21 protein-coding genes are annotated in these 21,098 nt (G+C 69.0%); 9 read left to right on the forward strand and 12 right to left on the reverse strand.

Annotation, left to right across the window (positions count from 1 at the left end; all coding sequences use genetic code 11):
- Positions 1 to 55 precede the first annotated feature (55 nt).
- The 4 genes from AC1RAA_RS02485 to AC1RAA_RS02500 all read right to left on the reverse strand — a co-directional run bounded on the left by AC1RAA_RS02485 (position 56) and on the right by AC1RAA_RS02500 (position 3,346).
- Complete coding sequence (locus tag AC1RAA_RS02485; protein WP_492726297.1) at positions 56 to 982, reverse strand: LysR family transcriptional regulator; 927 nt, start codon at positions 980 to 982, stop codon at positions 56 to 58.
- 7 nt (positions 983 to 989) lie between these two features.
- Positions 990 to 1,868 carry a bile acid:sodium symporter family protein gene (locus tag AC1RAA_RS02490; protein ID WP_492726298.1) on the reverse strand — a complete coding sequence of 293 codons (879 nt, stop codon included), beginning with the start codon at positions 1,866 to 1,868 and terminating at the stop codon, positions 990 to 992.
- Positions 1,869 to 1,968: 100 nt separating this feature from the next.
- On the reverse strand, positions 1,969 to 2,736 hold the full coding sequence (locus tag AC1RAA_RS02495; protein ID WP_070060369.1) for a class II aldolase/adducin family protein: 768 nt from the start codon (positions 2,734 to 2,736) through the stop codon (positions 1,969 to 1,971).
- 19 nt (positions 2,737 to 2,755) lie between these two features.
- Positions 2,756 to 3,346, reverse strand: coding sequence for an HD domain-containing protein (locus AC1RAA_RS02500; protein WP_139706971.1), 591 nt, complete (start codon positions 3,344 to 3,346; stop codon positions 2,756 to 2,758).
- A gap of 122 nt (positions 3,347 to 3,468) precedes the next feature.
- Here AC1RAA_RS02500 and AC1RAA_RS02505 point away from each other — a divergent pair, with 122 nt between their 5' ends.
- Positions 3,469 to 4,191, forward strand: coding sequence for a Crp/Fnr family transcriptional regulator (locus AC1RAA_RS02505; RefSeq protein WP_492726300.1), 723 nt, complete (start codon positions 3,469 to 3,471; stop codon positions 4,189 to 4,191).
- A 102-nt stretch (positions 4,192 to 4,293) separates the two neighbouring features.
- The gene (locus tag AC1RAA_RS02510; RefSeq protein WP_095745013.1) at positions 4,294 to 4,983 is read left to right on the forward strand and encodes an alpha/beta hydrolase; all 690 of its coding nucleotides are present in this window, start codon (positions 4,294 to 4,296) and stop codon (positions 4,981 to 4,983) included.
- A gap of 6 nt (positions 4,984 to 4,989) precedes the next feature.
- On the opposite strand, the gene AC1RAA_RS02515 is transcribed toward AC1RAA_RS02510, so the two are convergent.
- Both AC1RAA_RS02515 and AC1RAA_RS02520 read right to left on the reverse strand, forming a co-directional pair.
- Positions 4,990 to 6,513, reverse strand: a complete 1,524-nt coding sequence (locus AC1RAA_RS02515) for an MFS transporter (RefSeq protein ID WP_492726302.1) — start codon at positions 6,511 to 6,513, stop codon at positions 4,990 to 4,992.
- Positions 6,510 to 7,085, reverse strand: a complete 576-nt coding sequence (locus AC1RAA_RS02520) for a GNAT family N-acetyltransferase (RefSeq protein ID WP_492726303.1) — start codon at positions 7,083 to 7,085, stop codon at positions 6,510 to 6,512. The genes AC1RAA_RS02515 and AC1RAA_RS02520 overlap by 4 nt, the downstream gene beginning before the upstream one ends.
- Positions 7,086 to 7,160: 75 nt before the next feature.
- Here AC1RAA_RS02520 and AC1RAA_RS02525 point away from each other — a divergent pair, with 75 nt between their 5' ends.
- On the forward strand, positions 7,161 to 8,039 hold the full coding sequence (locus AC1RAA_RS02525) for a LysR family transcriptional regulator (protein ID WP_492726305.1): 879 nt from the start codon (positions 7,161 to 7,163) through the stop codon (positions 8,037 to 8,039).
- Between the two features lie 6 nt (positions 8,040 to 8,045).
- On the opposite strand, the gene AC1RAA_RS02530 is transcribed toward AC1RAA_RS02525, so the two are convergent.
- Positions 8,046 to 9,215 (reverse strand): ABC transporter substrate-binding protein, encoded by a 1,170-nt coding sequence (locus tag AC1RAA_RS02530; protein WP_492726307.1) that lies wholly within the window; start codon positions 9,213 to 9,215, stop codon positions 8,046 to 8,048.
- Between the two features lie 84 nt (positions 9,216 to 9,299).
- On the opposite strand from AC1RAA_RS02530, the gene AC1RAA_RS02535 reads away from it, so the two are divergent.
- A complete protein-coding gene (locus tag AC1RAA_RS02535; protein ID WP_492726309.1) occupies positions 9,300 to 9,863 on the forward strand; it encodes an energy transducer TonB in 564 nt (187 codons plus the stop codon).
- Positions 9,864 to 9,884: 21 nt separating this feature from the next.
- Here AC1RAA_RS02535 and trmB read toward each other — a convergent pair whose 3' ends face one another.
- The 4 genes from trmB to AC1RAA_RS02555 all read right to left on the reverse strand — a co-directional run bounded on the left by trmB (position 9,885) and on the right by AC1RAA_RS02555 (position 13,728).
- Entirely contained in the window at positions 9,885 to 10,658 is a 774-nt protein-coding gene (gene trmB, locus AC1RAA_RS02540; protein ID WP_062478378.1) for a tRNA (guanosine(46)-N7)-methyltransferase TrmB, read from the reverse strand.
- Positions 10,655 to 11,560, reverse strand: coding sequence for a tRNA glutamyl-Q(34) synthetase GluQRS (gene gluQRS, locus AC1RAA_RS02545; protein WP_492726311.1), 906 nt, complete (start codon positions 11,558 to 11,560; stop codon positions 10,655 to 10,657). Before gluQRS ends, trmB begins: the two co-directional genes overlap by 4 nt.
- Positions 11,561 to 11,575: 15 nt before the next feature.
- A complete protein-coding gene (locus AC1RAA_RS02550) occupies positions 11,576 to 12,658 on the reverse strand; it encodes an NAD(P)/FAD-dependent oxidoreductase (RefSeq protein WP_492726313.1) in 1,083 nt (360 codons plus the stop codon).
- A 116-nt stretch (positions 12,659 to 12,774) separates the two neighbouring features.
- Positions 12,775 to 13,728: a LysR family transcriptional regulator gene (locus AC1RAA_RS02555; protein ID WP_492726315.1), complete on the reverse strand. Its 954-nt coding sequence runs from the start codon at positions 13,726 to 13,728 to the stop codon at positions 12,775 to 12,777.
- A 163-nt stretch (positions 13,729 to 13,891) separates the two neighbouring features.
- On the opposite strand from AC1RAA_RS02555, the gene AC1RAA_RS02560 reads away from it, so the two are divergent.
- The 4 genes from AC1RAA_RS02560 to AC1RAA_RS02575 all read left to right on the forward strand — a co-directional run bounded on the left by AC1RAA_RS02560 (position 13,892) and on the right by AC1RAA_RS02575 (position 16,668).
- Positions 13,892 to 14,593, forward strand: coding sequence for a pirin family protein (locus tag AC1RAA_RS02560; RefSeq protein WP_307693843.1), 702 nt, complete (start codon positions 13,892 to 13,894; stop codon positions 14,591 to 14,593).
- Between the two features lie 61 nt (positions 14,594 to 14,654).
- Positions 14,655 to 15,080: a DoxX family protein gene (locus AC1RAA_RS02565; protein WP_174254368.1), complete on the forward strand. Its 426-nt coding sequence runs from the start codon at positions 14,655 to 14,657 to the stop codon at positions 15,078 to 15,080.
- Positions 15,081 to 15,158: 78 nt separating this feature from the next.
- On the forward strand, positions 15,159 to 15,710 hold the full coding sequence (locus AC1RAA_RS02570; RefSeq protein WP_095947847.1) for a flavodoxin family protein: 552 nt from the start codon (positions 15,159 to 15,161) through the stop codon (positions 15,708 to 15,710).
- A gap of 34 nt (positions 15,711 to 15,744) precedes the next feature.
- Complete coding sequence (locus AC1RAA_RS02575; RefSeq protein ID WP_492726318.1) at positions 15,745 to 16,668, forward strand: pirin family protein; 924 nt, start codon at positions 15,745 to 15,747, stop codon at positions 16,666 to 16,668.
- Between the two features lie 9 nt (positions 16,669 to 16,677).
- Here the strand turns inward: AC1RAA_RS02575 and AC1RAA_RS02580 are convergent, their stop codons facing one another.
- Entirely contained in the window at positions 16,678 to 17,463 is a 786-nt protein-coding gene (locus tag AC1RAA_RS02580) for a sulfurtransferase (protein ID WP_062481623.1), read from the reverse strand.
- Between the two features lie 61 nt (positions 17,464 to 17,524).
- Here AC1RAA_RS02580 and dnaE point away from each other — a divergent pair, with 61 nt between their 5' ends.
- Positions 17,525 to 21,043, forward strand: coding sequence for a DNA polymerase III subunit alpha (gene dnaE / locus AC1RAA_RS02585; protein ID WP_492685481.1), 3,519 nt, complete (start codon positions 17,525 to 17,527; stop codon positions 21,041 to 21,043).
- Positions 21,044 to 21,098: the final 55 nt, after the last annotated feature.

The following is a 21,098-nucleotide window of genomic DNA, read 5'->3' on the forward strand; positions in this document are numbered from 1 at the left end:
GGAGACTTTAGGCAGCGAGGCCTTCACGCGAAAGGCCGAAAGAGGCAACAGGTGTTCAGCTTTCGAGAAGACTTGCACCGGCCCAGCGGCCTTCGCTGACCAGCGTGCGCGCCGTTTCGGCGACCACCACGCGCGCGGCCAGCGCGGCGGGCGAGAGCTCATCGTCCGACAGGCTCACGAGCAGGTTGCGGCGCCCCACGTGCGCGTCCGAAATCTGCGTGAGCTCGAGGTCGTCGCGGTCGTGCCGCGCCGTGGCGGCGCCGGGCTGGATGGTGGCGCCGTGGCCGGCGCGCACCGCGTCCATCAGCAGTGCCAGGCCGTCGACCTCGGCCACGATGCGCGGCGCCACGCGCGCCCGCGCAAAGGCGGCCATCAGCGTGGCGCGCAGGCCGTGGCTGTCGCTGGGCAGGATCAGCGGCACCTCGGCCAGCTGCGACAGGCGCACCTTCTTGCCCGTGGGGCGCGGCGTGAGGGTGGGCGACGCGATCACGAAGAGCTTTTCGGCCAGCAGCGGCGACACGCTCCAGCGCCGTGGCGTGTCGGTCTGGAACAGCACGGCCAGGTCGAGCTGGCGCGCATGCAGCATGGTCGTGAGGTGGCCCGACAGCGCCTCGACCATGTGCAGCCGCACCTCGGGGTAGCGCGCCTGCATGGCCTGCATCAGCGGCACGCCCAGCACGGTGGCGGTGGTGGGCGCCAGGCCCACGCTCACATGGCCCGACAGCCGCGCCTGCTGCGCCGCGCGCACGGCGTCATCGGCGTGGCGCAAGGTGAGCTGCGCCTGGTGCAGGAAGGCCAGGCCGGCGTCGGTGGGCATGACACCGGTCGAATGGCGGCGCAGCAGGCGCGTAGAGAGTTCGCTTTCGAGCCGGCTGATCTGCTGGCTCAGCGCCGAGGTGACCACCCCCAGCTCCACGGCCGCGCGGCCCATGCTGCGCAACTCGCAGACCTTGACGAAGTAGCGCAGTTGTCTCAGTTCCATCCGCGCATCATGGCGCAGGCACGGCGGCGGGCTGGCCGCGCCGAAGCAACAGCCATCCGAACAGTGGGGCGGTGATGTACATCACGACCGAGTAGATGGCGGCCGGCAGCGCGAGCGGAAAGCTCCCGAGCACGCTCACTGCGATGAAGATGGCGAGCGTGGAGTTGTGGATGCCGATCTCGTAGCTGATGGCGGTGGCCAGCGGCTTGTCCAGGCCGGCGGCGCGGCTCAGGTAGTAGCCGGCCAGCAGGCTCACGAGGTTGAACAGCAGCACCGGCACGCCGATCTCGGCGAACGTGGTGGTGATGTTCTTCCACTCGTTGGCGATGGCCAGCACCGTGACCACCGCGAGCACCACGGCGCTGAAGACCTTGGTCGGCTTTTCCATGCGCGCCGCGAAGCCGGGCTTTCGCGACGCGACCACCATGCCGATCGCCACCGGCACCAGCACGATGGCGATCACCTCGACCAGCTTGCGCGTCTGCAGCGGCACCACCTGGCCGCTTTGCGCGAAGTGGCCGATGGCCCAATTGGCGATGAGCGGCAGCGTGACGATCGACAGCAGCGTGTTCACGGCCGTGAGCGAGATGTTCATCGCCACGTTGCCGCCGAACAGGTGCGAGAACAGGTTGGCCGAGATGCCGCCCGGCGAGGCCGCCAGCAGCATGAGCCCGATGGCGAACACCGGCGACAGGCCGAAGCCCACGATGATCGCGTAGCAGGCCAGCGGCAGGCCGATGACCTGCAGCACGAGCGCGATGGTCACGGCCTTCGGGTGCTTGAACAGGCGCCGGAAGTCGTCGAGCGAGAGCGACAGCCCCAGCCCGAACATCACGAGCGCGAGCGCGCCGAACAGGAACCGGGTCACGATGAGCGTGGTGTCCATGCGGTGGTGTCTCCTCTTGGGTTCTTCTGCTTAAAAAAATGGCTGCCGGCACCCGTCGCGCGGGCGCTGGCAGCCGTGGAAACCGGGATCGACGTCTGTCTTATTGTTTGTAGCTGTCGTCGATGCGGTCGAGTTTGCGGATCAGCGAAGGCCAGACGAACATGCCGCCCAGGCCGCCGCTTTGCACCTTCATGGCCTGGCCCACGCCGTCGATGATCCTCGGGTCCACATGCGTGAGTTCACCGCCGCCGGCCTGCGCGGCGATCTGGATCTGGCAGGTGTTTTCGAAGGTGTACATCGAAAGGAAGGCGTCGGCAATGGTCTTGCCGCAGGTCAGCAGGCCGTGATTGCGCAGCATGAGGAAGTTGGCGTGGCCCATGTCGGCCTGCAGGCGCGGCTTCTCGTCGTCGCGGAAGGCCACGCCTTCGTAGTCGTGGTAGGCCAGCGAGGCCAGCACGAAGGTCGACTGCTGGCTGATGGGCAGCACGCCGTTCTTCTGCGCGCTCACGGCGATGCCGGCCCGGGTGTGGGTGTGCAGCACGCACTGGATGTCCTCGCGCGCGGCATGCACGGCGCTGTGGATCACGAAGCCGGCCGGGTTCACGGGGTAGGGCGAGTCGATGATCTTGTTGCACTGCTGGTCGACCTTGACCAGGCTCGAGGCCGTGATCTCGTCGAACATCAGGCCGTAGGGGTTGATCAGGAAGTGGTGCTCGGGGCCGGGCACGCGCGCGCTGATGTGCGTGAAGACGAGGTCGCTCCAGCCGTACAGCGCCACCAGGCGGTAGCAGGCGGCGAGGTCGACGCGCAGCTGCCATTCTTCGGCGGAGACGAGCTTCTGGATTTCGGAGGCGGAGGTGGCGTTCATCGGGTGTCCTTTGTCTTGATCAAGCGGTGGTCGGCTCTTGCAGCACCGTCTTGTAGACGCTCTGCTTGGGCTGCGCCATCAGGCGGCGCAGCATGGGCTCGAACTCGCTGATGGGCAGGGTCTCGGCCTTGGGGTCGAAGGCCGGGTTGTCGTAGAGCGCGCAGAACTCGGCGGTGCGCTCGTAGTGCGGGTGGTCCTTGAAGCTGTCGCGCATGTCGCGGTCCAGCCCGATGTGGTGGAAGAAGTAGTGGCCCTGGAAGATGCCGTGGTTCTGCACCATCCAGTGGTTGGCCTCGCTCACGAAGGGCTTGAGGATGGCGGCGGCGATGTCGGGATGGTTGAAGCTGCCCAGCGTGTCGCCGATGTCGTGCAGCAGCGCGCACACCACGTACTCCTCGTCGCGGCCGTCGCGCAGCGCGCGCGTGGCGGTCTGCAGCGAGTGCGTGTAGCGGTCGACCGGAAAGCCGCCGTAGTCGCCTTCGAGGATCTGCAGGTGCTTGATCACGCGCGCGGGCAGGCCGCCCGCGAACTGCATGAACTCGCCGCCGATCAGTTGCCAGTCTTCGCGCGTGCTGTCCTGCATGCGCTTGAAACTTGCCCGTGCGTTCATCGTGTGGGGTCTCCGTTCTTGGGGGATGGCGGCCACTGTAGACCTGCGCTTGACCTTCAACTGTCAAGAATTTGACAATGCGAGGTTCTGGTAAACCCGCCTCAGGCGCCTTTTTCCCCTCTATGGCCACCTCGACCAAGCCGCGCCTGTCGGCCGCGCACCGCGCCGCGCTCGACGGCAACCCGTGGTTCACCAGCATGCCGCGCGCGCAGCGCGACGCGCTGCTGGGCGCGGCCGAGCTGCTGCATGTGCGGCGCGGCACCATGGTGTTTCGCCAGGGCGATCCGATCCATGCGGCGGGCGGCGGCTTCTACGGGCTGGTGGGGGGCACGATCAAGATTTCGTCGCTGCGCCAGGACGGGCGCGAAGCCATCCTGGCGGTGCTGGAGCCGGGCAACTGGTTCGGCGAGATCACGCTCATCGACGGCTCGCCGCGCACGCACGACGCCACCGCGCTCGAAGCGCTCGACCTGCTGGTGGTGCCGCCCGAGGCCTTCGTGCGGCAGATGCGCGACGTGGTGTTTTCCAACGCCATCGCGGCCATGCTGGCCGCGCGCGTGCGCATGCTCTACGGCCTGGCCGAAGACGCCACCTTGCGCAGCCTGCGTGCGCGCGTGGCGCACCGGCTGCTGGTGCTGGCGCGCGGCGACGCCACGCAGTCGGTGCACCTGCGGCACGAACTCATGCTGTCGCAGGAGGCGCTGGCCATGATGCTCGGCGTGACGCGCCAGACGCTGTCCAAGGAGCTCAACGCGCTGGCCACCGAGGGCGTGGTGTCGCTGGGCTACGGGCGCATCGAACTGCTGTCGCTCGAGGCACTGCAGGGGCTGGTGCGCACGGGCTGAGGGTCTTGTCACAGCGCAGGCAGGGCGCAGGCGTATAAGACTTTCCCGGCCCGTCATTCCGGCGGTCCGGTGTCTTATTTCTTCACTGGAAGGTGGCGAATCATGAGCAACAACAAACCGACGGTCGTCCTGGTCCATGGTTTCTGGGGTGGTGCGGCGCACTGGCACAACGTCATCGTGGAGCTGCTGCGCAAGGGCCACACGGCCATCCGCGCGGTCGAGCTGCCGCTGACCTCGCTGGCCGACGACGCCGAACGCACGCGCAAGATGGTGGCGCAGGTGCAGGGGCCGGTGCTGCTGGTCGGCCACTCGTACGGCGGCGCCGTGATCACGCAGGCCGGCGACCTGCCCAACGTGGTGGGGCTGGTCTACATCGCCGCCTTCGCACCCGACGCGGGCGAAAGCCCCGGCGGCATCACGCAGGAGCATCCGCCGGTGGCCGTGCCCAATCTCGCGCCCGACAGCGACGGCTACCTGTGGGTGATCCCCGAGAAATACCACGAGAGCTTCTGCCAGGACCTGAGCGCCGAAGAGGGCCTGGTGATGGGCCTGACGCAGAAGGCGCCGCTGGCCAGCACCTTCGGCGACACCATCACGGCACCGGCCTGGAAGAAGAAGCCGTCGTGGTACCAGATCTCGAGCGAGGACCGCATGATCTCGCCGGTGAACCAGGAGCGCATGTCGGCGCGCCTGGGCGCGAAGAAGGTCATCACGCTGGCGGCCAGCCACGCCTCGCTGGCCTCGCAGCCGCAGGCCGTGGCGGCGCTCATCGACGAAGCCGCGAGCGCCTGAGGCCGGCTACGCGCAGCGCCCGGCGCGCTGCGCACCCGTCGGGCGGGCCCGCCAGCCGAGGAACGCCACGGCGCAGGCCGCCGCGACCACGATCGCCACGGCCACGCCCATCACCGAGAAGAAGGCCTGGTCGAAGGCCGTGTGCGCGAGCGCCACGAGCTGCGAGGCGATCGGCGCGGGCAGCGTTTCGGCCGCCAGCAGCGCGGCGTCGATGCTGTCGCCGGCCGAGGCCGGCACGGCCAGGCCGTCGGGAATCACCAGCGCGGCGGTGTAGCTCGCCGAGAGCACGCTGCCCAGCAGCGCGATGCCCAGCACGCCGCCGAGTTCGTACGACACCTCTTCGATCGACGCCGCCATGCCGGCGTGTTCCACGGGTGCGTTGTTCATGACCGCGTTGGACGCCGCCGTGATGGTCGCGCCCACGCCCAGCCCCAGCAGCACCAGGATGGCCGGCTTGAGCAGGCCTGCGGCATCGACCGCCAGCGCCAGCGCGCACAGCGCCAGCGCCGTGGTCACGAGGCCGCCCAGGATGACGGGGCGCGAGCCGATGCGTGCCAGCAGCAGGCCCGCGAGCGGCCCCGCCACGAAGGCGGCCAGCGGCAGCGGCAGCAGGGTGAGGCCCGCCTGCAGCGGCGTGAGGCCGACCACGAGCTGCAGCCGCTGGCTGAACACCAGCTCGACACCGATCAGCGCCACCGAGGCCACGATGGCTGCGATCACGCCGCCCGAGAAGTAGGCGTTGCGGAACAGGCGGAAGTCGATCAGCGGGGCGCTGCTGCGCCGCTGGCGCCGCACGAACAGGGCCATGGCCACCGCGGCCAGCGCGCCGGTGATGGCGGCCGTTGTGGCCGAGGGCGCGAACTTGGTGAGTTCCTTGATGGTCAGCACCAGGAAGACCAGCCCCGCCAGCACCTGCACCGAGCCGATGAAGTCCCACGGGCGCGTGCCGGTGTTCTTCTGCGTCGGCAGCAGCCACAGGGCCAGCACCAGCGCGAGCACCACCACGGGCACGTTGATGAGAAACACAGAACCCCACCAGAAGTATTCGAGCAGCACGCCGCCCACGACCGGCCCGAGCGCCGCGCCGCCCGAGGCCACCGAGGCCCACACGCCGATGGCCACGGCGCGCTCGCGCTCGTCGGTGAACACCAGCCGCAGGATCGCCAGCGTGGCCGGCATCATCATCGACGCGCCCACGCCCAGGAGGGCCCGCGCGGCGATGAGGACGGCCGGGTTCGGCGCGTAGGCCGCGCACAGCGAGGCGATGCCGAACACGGAAAGACCCGCGACGAACATGCGCCGGTAGCCCACGCGGTCGCCCAGCGCGCCCATGCCCAGCAGGAAGCCGGAGACGACCACGGTGTAGGCGTTGAGGATCCAGAGCTTCTCGGTGGCCGACGCGGCCAGGTCGTGCGTGAGCGTGGGCAGCGCTGTGTAGAGCACGGTCATGTCGACCACGATCAGCAGCAGCGCCATCGAGACGATGCCGAGCGTGATCCATTTCTTGGCGGTGGGGTTCAAGCCGTTCATGGCGTGGCCCTCCGGTCGTGCGGCTGTGCGGTGGTGCCGTCCAGTTCCTTGAGCATCGTCACGGACACCGTCGTGCAGCCGCGGGCGTGGAAGAAGTCGTGCGCGCGGGCATTGCCGATGCCGCTTTCGAGAAAGAGACGCTGGATGCCGTGGCGCTGCAGCTCGGCGCAGACCCAGTCGAACAGCTGCCCGCCCAGGCCCATGCCCTGGAAGCGCGCGTCGACCACGAGGTCGTCGAGCGTCGCGAAGCTGCGGGCGGCGCGGCGGGTGTCGTCGATGGACACCAGCGCGAAGCCGGCCAGAGCGCCGCCGGTTCGGGCGACGGCCACGCGTGCGTGGGCGGTGGCCGGGTCCAGCGCCAGGGTCTCGTGCACTTGCGCCATGAAGACGGCGGGCAGGTCGGCGCGCCATTCGCCGGGGGCCACGGCGCGCCGCTCCTGCAGCTCCGAGTGGGAGATGTAGGCAGGGGAAAGTTGCTGCAGGAACAGGGCGGTCAACGCCTGCGCCTGGGAAGGATCGCTGCACCAGCTCAGTTCGAACGCCGGTGTCGTCTTGTTGTTTGCATTCGTCATGGCGCCATGTTGCTCCATTAAAATGAATGAATAAAGATGAAATCCATCTGATAAATAGATGAGTGGGTGGCCAAAATGGAATGGACCGTCGACCAATTGCGCCAGTTCGTGACGACCGCCGAGTGCGGTTCGTTTTCGGCCGCGGCGCGCCACCTGGGCAAGGCCCAGTCGGCCGTGAGCACCGCCATCGGGCTGCTCGAGGTCGACCTCGGCGTGGCCCTGTTCGACCGCTCGCGGCGCAACGCGCAGCTGTCCGACGCGGGCCGGGTGTTGCTGCTGGAGGCGCGCGAGCTGCTGCGACAGGCCGAGCAGCTCGACCAGCGTGCCCGCTCGCTGCACGAGGGCGACGAAGCCGCGCTGTCGCTGGCGCTGGACGAGGCCCTGCCGTACACCGCCATCGGCACGCTGATGCGCGAGCTGTCGATGAAGTTTCCGAGCCTCGAGCTCACGCTGCTCAACGGCACCGCGACCGAGGTGGCCGACTACGTCGAGCAGGAGCGCGCCAGCGTGGCTTTTCATTTCGACCGCGGCCCGGTGCGCGCCAGCTTCGACCAGCGCCACATCGGCAGCGTGCGCCAGGGCGTGTTCGTGGCCAGCGACCATCCGCTGGCCGACGGCCGCACCGTGCGGCGCCAGGACCTGGCGCGGCAACGCCAGCTGCTGATGCACGCGGACGACGTGCACGAGGTGGCCTACAGCCCGCGCGTGTGGCGCTCCGACAGCTTCTACAGCACGGCCGAGATGGTGGCCGACAACCTGGGCTGGGCCGTGCTGCCCATCAACATCGCGCGCTACGAGGGCTTCAGCAAGGCGCTGAAGGAAGTGCCGTGCCCGTCGCTGGCCTTGCCGCGGCTGTCGGTGCGCATGCTGTGGCTGCAGGGGCGCCCGCTCGGCGCGACGGCGCTGTACGTGCAGCAGCGCTTCACCGAGCTGCTGCGCGACAGCGCGGTGTGAGGCGCGTCAGCGGAGCACGCGGCCGTCGGCGGAGATGCTGATGAGGTCGATGCTGCGCACGTTGTCGCGCAGGCCGGGGCGCAGGTTGATGCGGAAGCCGCCCACGTCGTAGTCGGTCATCGCCGTCATCGTGCGCTGCAGCGTCGCGGTGTTGAAGCCGCGGCCCGCGCGGCGCACGGCCTCACCCGCGGCCTTGGCGGCGATGAAGCCCTCGAGCCCTTCGTAAGACGCGGTCTGGTCGGAGTTGTCGACCGTCGCGAGGTACTCCTTGACGATCGGAATGGCCGAGGGGCGCGGCGAGGGCACCACCTGCGAGATCACGATGCCGCCGATGTCCTTGCCCAGCTCGGCGTAGAGCGGGTCGATGCCGACGATCGAGAAGGCCATGAAGTTGCCCGTGTAGCCGCTCTTGCGCAGCTTGCGGATGGCGCTGGCCGTGGTGCCCGAGAGCGACACCAGCACGATGGCCTGGGGCGTCTGCTGCTGCACGGTCTTCAGCGCGGCGTCGAGCTTGTCGGCGCCCGCGGGCACCAGCGCGCTGGCGACCAGCGGCGGCAGCTTGAGTTCGGTGACGGCCTGCTGCACGGCGGCCAGGCCGGCGCGGCCCATGGCGTCGTCGTCGCCCACCAGCGCGATGCGCTGTTGCCCCACGGTGGCGCACTGGCGCACGATCTTGAGGGCCTCGTCGATCATGCCGGGGCGCACATGGAACACGTTCGGATGCTCGGGGCCGCGCAGCGTGTCGGAGGCGGCGAAGGGCGCGAACAGCAGGCTGCCCTGCTGCGTGGCGACCTTGGCGCCGGCCTCGCTGCTGGCGGTGCCGACAAAGCCGAACAGCATGTCGGCCTTGTTCGCGCCCAGCAGCGTACGGGCGTTGGTGGTGGCACGCGCGGCGTCGTAGCCGTCGTCCAGTTGCAGCAGCTTCAGCTGCAGGCCGGTGGCGGCGTTGCGCGTGTTGAAGTCGCTCACGGCGAGCCGGCTGCCAGCCGCGAAGGCGTTGCCGATCTCGTTGGCGCTGCCGGTGAGCGGCACCGACTGGCCGAGCAGGACGACGCGGGCCCCGGCGGCGGCCGGGCGTGGCGTCTGTGCCAGCAAGGGACGGGTGACGCCGAGGCCGCTTCCCAGAAGCAGCGTTGCGGAGGCTTTTCCCAGCCATGTCCTGCGAGACGCGTTCATTGGCTACCTTTTGCTAACAATAGTAAAAAAGTGTAGCAATTTCGAGGCCAGGGCGGAAGGCGCGGGTGCTCCAGAATTGCCCTGATGAAAACAACTGTGTCCTGGGTTCTGGGAGGGATGTGCGCGGCGCTCGCCGGTTGCGTGGTGCCGCCCCCATCGAAGGTGGTGGAAAAGGCGCTGCCCGCGCCGGAGGTCTTCGTGCCCGTGGCGGCGCCGCAGCCGCCGCAACCGATGATCAAGCCGCCGCCCCTGCCGCCGCCATCGACGATCGAGCCGCCACCGCTGCCACCGGCGGGGCCGCCGATGGCATTGCCGTCGGGGCCGACCCTCATGGCGGCGCCGCGCGCCGATTCGCGGGCCGCGGCGGACGCTGTCGTGACGGAGCCGGTGATCCGCCAGCGCCGCTATCCCAGCTACCCGTCCGCGCTGGTGGAAGAGGGCATCGAGGGCCTGGTGATCACGGCCTTCTTCGTCGGCGTGGACGGCAAGCCCGAAGACATCCGCGTCGAACGCTCGCCGCACCCGCTGCTGTCGCAGGCGGCGACCGATTCGCTCAAGGGATGGCACTTCGACCCGGCGCGCACCGCGGACGGGCGTGCGGTGCGCGCCCGCATGCGGCTGCCGTTCCGCTTCAAGCTCGTCGAGTGAGCGGGGGGAGGTGACGCGCGCTCAGGCGCGCTTTTCGAACACCAGGTCCCACACGCCGTGGCCCAGCTTGAGGCCGCGGTTCTCGAACTTGGTGAGCGGGCGGTACGCCGGCTTGGGCGCGTAGCCGGTGTCCGGCGCGGTGTTGCGCAGCAGCGGCTCGGCGCCCAGCACTTCGAGCATCTGCTCGGCGTAGGGCTGCCAGTCGGTGGCGCAGTGGATGTAGCCGCCGGGGCGCAGGTGCTGCGCCAGCTTGGTCACGAACTCGGGCTGGATCAGGCGGCGCTTGTTGTGGCGCTTCTTGTGCCACGGGTCGGGAAAGAACACATGCACGCCGGCCAGCGTGCCGGGCTGCAGCATGTGGTCGATCACGTCGACCGCGTCGTGCGCGCAGATGCGGATGTTCGAGATCGACTGCTCGCCGATGCGCTTGAGCAGCGCGCCCACGCCGGGCTCGTGCACTTCGCAGCACAGGAAGTTGGTCTCGGGCAGCACCGTGGCGATGTGGGCCGTGGCCTCGCCCATGCCGAAGCCGATCTCCAGCACCGTCGGGCCCACGCGGCCGCCGAAGGCCGCCGTGAGGTCGAGCCGCTCGGGCGTGTAGGGCACGAGGAACAGCGGGCCCAGCTCGGCGAAGGCGCGGGCCTGGCCGTCGGTGGTGCGGCCGGCGCGCTTCACGAAGCTCTTGAGGCGGCGGTGCAGCGGGTGCGGCTTGCCGTCGGTGGCGTCGTCTTCGGGGGATGCGGGCAGGTCGTCGCCGGGCGGGAGGTCGTTGGACACGGTGTCGGGAATGTTCATGAGGGCCGCGAATTGTAGAGATCGCGCCATTCGGGCACCCAGCCGGCCAGGGCGGCGGTGCAGTGGCCGGCGGCCGTGGGGCGCAGGCCGAGGGCGCGCGCGGCGGTGTCGAGCGCGGCCAGCGCGGCCTGCGGCGTGGCGGTGTCGATGGCCGTGGCGCCGTTCTGCTTGGAGAGCTTGTCTCCGTCGGCGCCGCGCACCAGCGGCGTGTGCAGGTAGCTCGGCGTGGGCAGGCCGAGCGCCTGCTGCAGCAGGATCTGGCGCGCCGTGTTGTCGGCCAGGTCTTCGCCGCGCACCACGTCGGTCACGCCCTGTTCGGCGTCGTCGACCACCACGGCCAGCTGGTAGGCCCAGGGGCCGTCGGCGCGGCGCAGCACGAAGTCGCCGACCTCGCGCTGCACGTCCTGCTGTTGCGCGTCGAGGCGGCGGTCGTGCCAGTGCAGGTCGCCGGCCGGCATGCGGTGCGCGGCAAAGCGCCAGGCGCGCGCGGGCTTGCCGTGCAGGCCGTCGCGGCAGGTGCCGGGGTAGACGCGCTCGCCGTGGCGCTCGTGCGCATGGCCGAGCCGGGCCAGGGCCAGGTCGATGTCCCTGCGCGAGCAGCCGCAGGGGTAGGTGAGGCCGCGCGCCTGCAGTGCGGCCAGCGCCGCCTCGTAGTGCGCGGTGCGCTGCGTCTGCCACTCGGGCGGTTCGTCGGGGAGCAGCGCGCAGTCGGCGAGTTGCCGCAGGATGTGTTCGCCCATGCCGGGCAGGCAGCGCTCGGTGTCGGCGTCCTCGATGCGGACCAGCCAGCGCGCACTGTCGCCGCGCGCACGCACGTCGAGCCAGCTCGCGAGCGCGGCCACCAGCGAGCCGGCGTGCAGCGGGCCGGTGGGCGAGGGGGCGAAGCGGCCGGTGGCCCGCATCCTTTCTTGGAGGACTTAGAGAACGGCCAGGGCCAGCGAGAGGCCCGAAACGAAACCGTCTTCCACGCGGTGGCCGATGCACCAGTCACCCGCGATGCCGATGCGCGCCTTGGCGTCCCACAGGTGGGTCTGGCCGACCGGCACTTGCGTCTGCGCCTCGGGCCAGCAGCGCGCCTTGGCGTGGCTGGGCGTGGCGTGGATGCCCGTGATCTCCGAGAAGGCGCGCAGCAGCTTGGCCTCGATGCGGGCGGGCGTGTCGCGCAGGTGTTCTTCCGACCACTTGGCGCTGGCCTGCAGGGTCCAGCGCTCGACGCGCTCGCGGCCGGGCTTGGACGATTCGCGCGCCAGCCACGCCACGCGGTGGTGGGTGCTGCGCGCCACGTTCCATTGCGGGCCGAGGTGCGACATGTTGGCCTGGTTGGCCTGGGGGAAGGCGATCATCAGCGTCCAGCAGGGCGCGATGCGCACGGGTTCGATCTTGCGGCTCAGCGGGGCCGAGCGGTCGCCGCCGGCGAGCAGTTCGCGGGTGCGCGCGGGCGGCACGGCCAGCAGCACGGCGTCGAAGCCGGAGTAGACATGCTGCGAATCGTCGGCGCCGGCGGTGCGCAGCTGCCAGCGGGTGGCGTCGAGCGCGTCGGGCTCGATGCGGGTGACCTGGGTGTCCGTGACGAGGTGCTCGCCCAGCGGCGCGGCCCAGTGGGCCACGAGCGCGTCCATGCCGGGCTGGGCGACCCAGTGCGGCTCCAGCGAGGGCAGCGCCGCCTCGGCCACGCGGCCGTGGGCGTCGAGCACGCGCACGAGGTTGGCGCTCCAGGGGCGGCACAGCGCGGGCGTGGTGGCCAGCACCTGGGCAAAGCGCGGATCGCGCACGGTGAAGTATTGCGCGCCGCTGTCGAAGCGGCCAAAGGCGGTGTCGATGCTCGCCATCCGCCCGCCCGGCGTGGCCTCGCGTTCGAACACCGTGACACGGTGCCCGGCCTGCATCAGCGTGCGGGCACAGGCCACGCCGGCAATGCCGGCGCCGATCACGGCGAAATGGCGGGCGGCGGCGGGAGTTCGGTGGCGGTCGGCGGTGGCGCGGGCTTTGGCTTTGGGCATGACGGACTCTTTTCTTTTGACAGGGTGATGACTGAGGAGGCCGTGCACACTCTACCTCGGTCTGCGCGCGTCGCCGGGCTGGGGGCGACCCTTATGACGCCGTCATCGCGTGGCGTTCAGTGGCCCCGGTGCCGTTCGAGCAGCGCCTTGCGCGTGCCCTCGTGCTCGAACTGCGCGAGCCACCATTCGAGCGCGCGCCCCGGCTTGCCCGCGCTGCGCACGCGCCACGCGCAGTGCATGGTGCCCAGCGGCGGCTGGCGTTCGGTCTGCAGCTCGACAAGATGGCCGGCCTCGATGTAGGGCCGCGCCATCGGCTCGGGCAAAAAGCCGCCGCCCAGGCCGTGCAGCTGCGCGGCGATCTTGGCCTGCATGCTGGGCACGGTGAGCACGTCCTGCCCGCCGACGAGGTTCACCGTCATGCTCGGCCCGCTGCGCACCGAGTCGGCCGCGGCCACCGCGCGGTGCTGGCGCAGCACCGCGTCGCTCAGCGGCTGCGGCAGGCGCGCGAGCGGATGGTGCGGCGCCACCGCGAACACGAAGCGCAGTTCGCCGATCGGCCGGCTGCGGATGCCGGTGGCGGTGAAGGCCAGGCTCGCGGCATCGAGCACCGCGCCGATGGCCAGGTCGGCCTCGCCGCTGGTCAGCGCCTCGATGGTGCCGAGCAGGGTTTCGTCGCGCAGCTTCAGGCGCGTGGGCGGCTCGAGCGCGAAGAAGGCGGTGCACAGGTCGAGCAGCGGGTCGCGTGCGATCACGCTGTCGACCGCGATGGTCAGCATCGGCTCCCAGCCGGTGGCCACGCGCTTCACACGGTTGGCCACGGCGTCGATCTCGCCGAGCAGGCGCGCGGCCTCGCGCAGCAGTTCGGCGCCGGCCTCGGTGATGCGGGCCTGGCGCGCGCTGCGGTCGAACAGCAGCACGTCCAGGGCGTCCTCGATCTGGCGCACGCGGTAGCTCAGCGCGCTGGGCACCAGGCCGAGCGCGCGCGCGGCGGCGGCGAAGCTGCCGGTGGTGGCCACCGTCTGCAGCATGGCCAGCGCGTCGGGGGTGAGGACGTCTCGGGCGCTCGTCATGGGGCGGGCTCCATCATTCAAATAATTTGAATGATGCCATCAAAACCGGGCGTCTTTCAGAGGGGGATGGAGGTCCAGAATTCTTCTCATCCGCTGCGCATCCGGCGCGGCCCACGACGAAAGCCCCGGCGCCCGAACCGGGTGGGGCAGCAAGGAGTTCGATATGTTGCAAGTGCGTAAATCCCAGGAACGCGGTTATGCCGACCATGGCTGGCTGCGCTCGTTCCACAGCTTTTCCTTCGCGGGGTACTACGATCCGGCCTACATGGGCTTCGGCAACCTGCGGGTGATCAACGAAGACCGCGTGGCGGCGGGCGCCGGCTTCGGCACCCACGGCCACCGGGACATGGAGATCATCAGCTACGTGCTCTCGGGCGAACTCGCGCACAAGGACAGCATGGGCAACATCGAATCCATTCCGCCGGGCGACGTGCAGCGCATGAGCGCCGGCCGTGGCGTGATGCACAGCGAGTTCAACCACAAGGCCGACCAGACCACGCACTTCCTGCAGATCTGGATCGAGCCCAAAGAACGCGGCATTGCTCCCGGCTACGAGCAGAAGCAGTTCAGCGACGCCGAAAAGCGCGGCACCCTGCGCCTGGTGGCCTCGCCCGACGGCCGCGACGGCTCGGTGACGGTGAACGCCGACGCACGCCTGTTCGCCGGCCTGTTCGACGGCAGCGAAACCGCCAGCCTGGCGCTCGACCCGCAACGCAAGAGCTACGTGCACCTGGTGCGCGGCGAGCTCGAAGTCAACGGCCAGAAGCTCGTGGGCGGCGACGCCGCGATGCTCGAAGGCGAATCGCAACTCACGCTCGGCGCCGGCAAGGATGCCGAAGTGCTGGTGTTCGACCTGACGGCCTGAGACGGCGTCTTTTTCTTCCTTGTTTCCCTGTTCCTTCAATAACCACCGAGGAGTTTTCACCATGGCCATTACCACCACAACCACCGCCCCCAACGCTGCCCAGGACACCCTGGCACTCATCGGCCGCGTACTGCTCGCTGCGCTGTTCGTGCCCGCCGGCTTCGGCAAGCTCATGGGCTTCGCCGGCACCGTGGGGTACATCTCCTCGGTGGGCGCACCGCTGCCGCAAGTGGCGGCAGTCATCGCGATCGTTGTGGAGCTGGGGCTCGGCCTGCTGCTGCTGGTCGGCTTCAAGACGCGCGTGTCGGCGATCGTGCTGGCGATCTTCACCGTGGCCGCGGCCGTGATGTTCCACAACTACTGGGCCATGCCCGCCGACAAGGCCTTCGTGAACCAGCTGATGTTCTTCAAGAACATCGCCATCGCAGGCGGCCTGCTGGCTTTCGCCGCCTTCGGCGCCGGTCGCTTCAGCATCGATAAAAAGTAAGCTCGCTTCACCCCAGGCCGCGCACACCTCGTGGGCGCGGCCTGCTGACTTCATCGCTTCTTTGAGGAAATCCGTTTCATGGCAAACATCGTCGTTGTCTTCCATTCCGGCTACGGCCACACCCAGCGCGTGGCCCAGGCCGTGGCCGACGGGGCGGGCGCGCAGCTGCTCGCCATCGACGCCGACGGCAACCTGCCCGCCGATGGCTGGGAGACGCTGGCCGCGGCCGACGCGATCATCTTCGGCTCGCCGACCTACATGGGCGGCGTGAGCTGGCAGTTCAAGAAATTCGCCGACGCGTCGTCCAAGGTCTGGTACACGCAAGGCTGGAAAGACAAGCTCTTCGCCGGCTTCACCAACAGCGCCACGATGAACGGCGACAAGGTCACGACCATGACCTACCTGTGGACGCTGGCCATGCAGCACAGCGGCATCTGGGTCAGCATGGGCATCCTGCCGACCAACAACAAGGCGGCCACGCGCGACGCGATGAACTACGTCGGCGGCTATGGTGGCCTGCTCACGCAGTCGCCTTCGGACGCGAGCCCGGCCGAGATGCCCAAGGGCGACCTCGAGACGGCACGCGCCTTCGGCGAGCGCGTGGGCGCGGTGGCAAGATCACGCGCATAACGCCCCACCGAACTTCGCCCACAAGGACACCACGATGACCGACACCCTCCCCGAAATCCAATTGCTGCGGCCCCACGACAAGGACCTGGGCGGTGGCTTCAACGTGCGGCGCGTGCTGCCGGCGGCGCAGCGCCGCTCGGTCGGGCCCTTCGTGTTCTTCGACCACTTCGGCCCGGCCACCGAGCAGCCCGGCAACGCGCACGACGTGCGCCCGCATCCGCACATCGGCCTGTCGACGGTCACCTACCTGTTCGAGGGCGCGATGATGCACCGCGACAGTCTCGGCAGCGTGCAGGAGATCTTGCCCGGCGCCATCAACTGGATGACCGCGGGGCGCGGCATCGTGCACTCCGAGCGCAAGCCCGAGCGCCTCTTGGCCGACACTTTCGTGAACCACGGCCTGCAGCTGTGGGCCGCGTTGCCGCAGGCCCATGAAGAGGTCGAACCCAGCTTCGAGCACACGCCGGCCGACGCCATTCCCGAGCTGACGGTGCAGGGCGTGCCGGTGCGCGTGCTGGTGGGCGAGGCCTTCGGCGTGCGCTCGCCGGTGAAGACGCTGGCGCAGACGGTCTACCTGGACATCGCGCTGCCGGCCGGCGGCCGTTTCGAGCTGCCCGCGCTGGCGCCCGAACTGGCGGTCTACATGGTCGACGGCGATGCGCGCGTGAACGGCGAGCCGGCCCCCGCCCACACGATGGCGGTGCTGCCCGACGGGCAGGGCGCGGTGTTCACTGCCGACGCCGCCGTGCGCCTGATGGTGATCGGCGGTGAGCCGCTGGACGGCCCGCGCTACATCACCTGGAATTTCGTCTCGAGCCGGCGCGAGCGCATCCTCGAAGCCGGCGCCGATTGGGCTGCTCAGCGCATGGGCCACGTGCCCGGCGAGACCGAGTTCATTCCGCTGCCGGGCAAGCCCTTCGGCGTGCGCGAGCCCGACACGGGCACCAGGCCGGTCTGAGTCTTCTGTTTATTGCTTGATGCCGATGTCCGGGTCTTCCGAGGCCCGGGCGCTCGCATCGGAGGCGCGCGCGCTGAGGTCGGGCGCCAGGGCCCGGCGGCCGTCGAACACGAAGCAGTCGCCGTGGTAGTGCGCGCCGCCGACGTCCTCGAAGTACTTGAGGATGCCGCCTTCGAGCTGCAGCACGTGCTCCACGCCTTCCTCGCGCATGAGGATGGCCGCCTTCTCGCAGCGGATGCCGCCGGTGCAGAAGCTCACCACCGTCTTGCCCTCGAAGTCGGCGCGGTGCGCCTTCAGGGCGGGCGGGAATTCGGTGAACTTGGTGATGCGCCAGTCGATCGCGCCGTCGAAGGTGCCTTCGTCGACCTCGAAGTCGTTGCGCGTGTCCAGCATCACGATCTCGCGGCCCTCGTCGTCGTGGCCCTGGTCGAGCCAGCGCTTGAGCGTGGGCGCGTCCACGCCGGGCGCGCGGCCGGCGGCGGGCTGGATCGCGGGGTGGTCCATGCGGATGATCTCGCGCTTGAGCTTCACCAGCATGCGCCGGAAGGGCTGCGTGGCCGACCAGCTTTCCTTGGTTTCGAGGTCGGCAAAGCGCGCATCGGCGCGCAGGTCGGCCAGGAAGGCGTGGATGGCCTGCGCCGTCCCCGCCAGAAACAGGTTGATACCTTCGGGCGCCAGCAGGATCGTGCCCATCAGGCCCAGGGCCTGCGCGCGCTCGCGCAGGGTCTCACGCAGCACGGGGCTGTCGTTGATGCCCACGAACTTGTAGGCGGCGATATTCAAAATCTCTTGCACGGGGCGGGATTGTAGGGATCACCGCACCACATCGTGGGGTGGCGCTTCCTACAATCGACGGATGTTTGTTCACCTGCGTCTGCACACCGAGTTTTCCGTCGTCGATGGCACGAATCGAATCGACGAAGTCATCAAGGCCGCCGCTGCCGACAAGCAGCCCGCGCTGGCCATCACCGACCTGAACAACCTGTTCGGGACGGTCAAGTTCTACAAGCAGGGCCGGGGCAAGGGCGTCAAGCCCGTCATCGGCGCTGAAATCTTCATCGACGGGCTGGGCAAGGAGCCCGGCGCGCTGACCCGCCTCATTCTGCTGGTGCAGAACATGGAGGGCTACCTCAACCTGTCGGAACTGCTGGCCCGGGCCTGGACGCAGAACGTGAGCCGCGGCCAGTCGCAGGCGGCCTGCAAGCTCGAATGGCTGCAGGAGCTGCAGGGCGGGCTGATCGCGCTGTCGGGCGCGCAGGCCGGGCCGCTGGGCCAGCCGCTGCTGCAGGGCCAGGAAGAGCGCGCCGCCGAACTGGCGCTGCAACTGGCGGGCATGTTCCCGCACCGCTTCTACATCGAGCTGCAGCGTGCCGGCCGTCCGGAAGACGAGCCGCACGTGATCGCCGCCGTGAAGCTCGCGGCCCGCCTGAAGCTGCCGGTGGTCGCCACGCACCCGGTGCAGTTCGCCGAGCGCCAGGACTACGAGGCGCACGAGGCGCGCGTGTGCATTTCCGAAGGCGAAATCCTCGGCAACCCGCGCCGCGTGCGCAAGTTCACCGAAGAGCAGTACTTCAAGTCGAGCGCCGAGATGCAGGCGCTGTTCGCCGATGTGCCGAGCGCGCTGGCCAACACGGTCGAGATCGCCAAGCGCTGCAACCTCACGCTGGTGCTCGGCAAGCCGCAACTGCCCGACTTTCCCACGCCTTTCATCAGCGAAGGCGTGCGCATGCCGATCGATGACTTCTTCCGTCAGGAGTCGTTCGCCGGCCTGGAAGTGCGGCTGAAGCACCTGTACCCCGACGAAGCCAAGCGCGAGGCCGAACGGGCACGCTACGTGGAGCGCCTGGAGTTCGAGATCAACACGATCCTGAACATGGGCTTCCCCGGCTACTTCCTGATCGTGGGCGACTTCATCCAGTGGGCCAAGAACAACGGCTGCCCCGTGGGTCCGGGCCGGGGCTCGGGTGCGGGTTCGCTCGTGGCCTACGCGCTGAAGATCACCGACCTCGACCCGCTCGAATACAAGCTGCTGTTCGAACGTTTCCTGAACCCCGAACGCGTCTCGATGCCCGACTTCGACATCGACTTCTGCCAGGGCAACCGGGACCGCGTGATCGACTACGTGAAGGACAAGTACGGCCGCAACGCCGTGAGCCAGATCGCCACCTTCGGCACCATGGCCGCGCGCGCGGCCATCCGCGACGTGGGCCGCGTGCTCGACATGAGCTACATGTTCTGCGACGGCATCAGCAAGCTGATCCCGAACAAGCCGGGCATGTCGGTCACGCTGCAGTACCCGCCCGCGACCAAGATCGAAGGCGACAAGAACAACTACGCCATCGAGATGGAGCCGCAGCTGGCGGAGCGCATCGAGAAGGAAGAAGAAGTCCGCATGCTGGTCGAGCTCGCGCAGAAGCTCGAAGGCATGACCCGCAACATCGGCATGCACGCCGGCGGCGTGCTCATCGCGCCGGGCAAGCTCACCGACTTCTGCCCGCTGTACCAGCAGCCCGGCAGCGAATCGGCCGTGAGCCAGTACGACAAGGACGACGTCGAAGCCATCGGTCTCGTGAAGTTCGACTTCTTGGGCCTGGCCACGCTCACGATCCTGGAGATCGCGCGCGAGTTCATCATGAAGCGCCACAAGGGCCAGGAGAACTTCGCGTTCGAGAACATCCCGTTGAACGACGGGCCGACCTACCGCCTGTTCTCCGACGGCAAGACCGAGGCCGTGTTCCAGTTTGAATCCCGCGGCATGCAGGGCATGCTGAAGGACGCGCGGCCCACGCGCCTGGAAGACCTGATCGCGCTGAACGCGCTGTATCGCCCGGGCCCGATGGACCTGATTCCCAGCTTCGTGGCGCGCAAGCACGGCCGCGAAGACGTGGAGTACCCGCACCCGGCCGTGGCCGAGATGCTCTCCGAGACCTACGGGATCATGGTCTACCAGGAGCAGGTGATGCAGACCGCGCAGATCCTGGGCGGCTACTCGCTGGGCGGCGCCGACTTGCTGCGCCGCGCGATGGGCAAGAAGAAGCTCGAGGAAATGGCCGAGCACCGCGAGAAGTTCCGCGCGGGCGCCCTGGCCACGCACGGCATCGTGCAGGACAAGGCCGACGAAATCTTCGACTTGATGGAGAAGTTCGCGGGCTACGGCTTCAACAAGTCGCACGCCGCGGCCTACTCGCTGCTGGCGTACCACACGGGCTGGCTCAAGGTCCACTACACGGCCGAGTTCTTCTGCGCCAACATGACCGTGGAAATGGACGACACGGACAAGCTCAAGCTCTTGTTCGAAGACGCCCAGAAGAACTTCAACATCACCTTCGAGCCGCCGGACGTGAACCGCGGCAACTACCGCTTCGAGCCGGTCACCAACCGGATCATCCGTTACGGCCTGGGCGCCGTGAAGGGAACGGGCCAGCTCGCGGTCGAGGCCGTGGTGCGGGCGCGCGAAGAGGGCGGGCCGTTCAAGAGCCTGTACGACTTCTGCGTGCGCATCGACCGCCAGCGCATCAACAAGCGCACGGTCGAAGCGCTCATCAAGGCCGGCGCGTTCGACGCCATCCAGCAGAACCGTGCCTCGCTCATCGCCTCGGTCGACCGCGCCTTCGAGTTCGCCATTGCCACGGCGGCCAACGCTTCGCAGGCCGACATCTTCGGCGACTGCGAGCACGGCTCGGCCACGCAGGAGCCCGACCTGGTCGACGCCACGCCCTGGGGCGTGAAGGAGCGCCTGACCTTCGAGAAGACGGCCGTGGGCTTCTACCTGTCGGGCCACCTGTTCGACGAGGTCTCGCACGAGGTGCGGCGCTTCTGCAAGCGCGAGATCGGCGACCTGCTCGACAGCCGCGACCCGCAGGTCATTGCCGGCATCGTGAGCGATTTCCGCGTCATCAACGGCCAGCGCGGCCGGCTGGCGATCTTCAAGCTGGACGACAAGTCGGAGTCCATCGACGCCACGGCCGACGAGGCGCTCATCAACGCCAACCGCAACACGCTGAAGGACGACGAGCTCGTCATCGTGAGCGGCAAGCTGCAGCCCGCGCGCGGCGGTTTCGAAGCGCGCTTCCAGGTGCAGCAGGTGTGGGACCTGGCCTCGGCGCGCTGCCGCTTCGGCAAGTTCCTGCGCGTGGCGGTCAATGGCAAGGTGCCGGAGATCGCGCGCCTGCTGAAAGACTTTCCGGCGCGCACCGAGCAGACCGAGGTCGGCGACCTGGTGCACGGCCTGCCCGTGCGTCTGTCGATGGCGCGGGGCGGGGCGCAGGTCGAGCTGCAGCTGGGCGAGCGCGCGAAGTTCTTCCCGACCGATGCGGCGCTCGCGAGCTGGACCGCGCAGGCCGAAGCGGGCAAGGCGCAGGTCATCTACGATTGATCGGATCGCGCGACCCCGGGGAACCTCGGGGCCCGCGCGCGGTCCATCAGTCTGT

The sequence above is a fragment of the Variovorax sp. GW823-FHT04F07 genome (genome assembly GCF_058795995.1).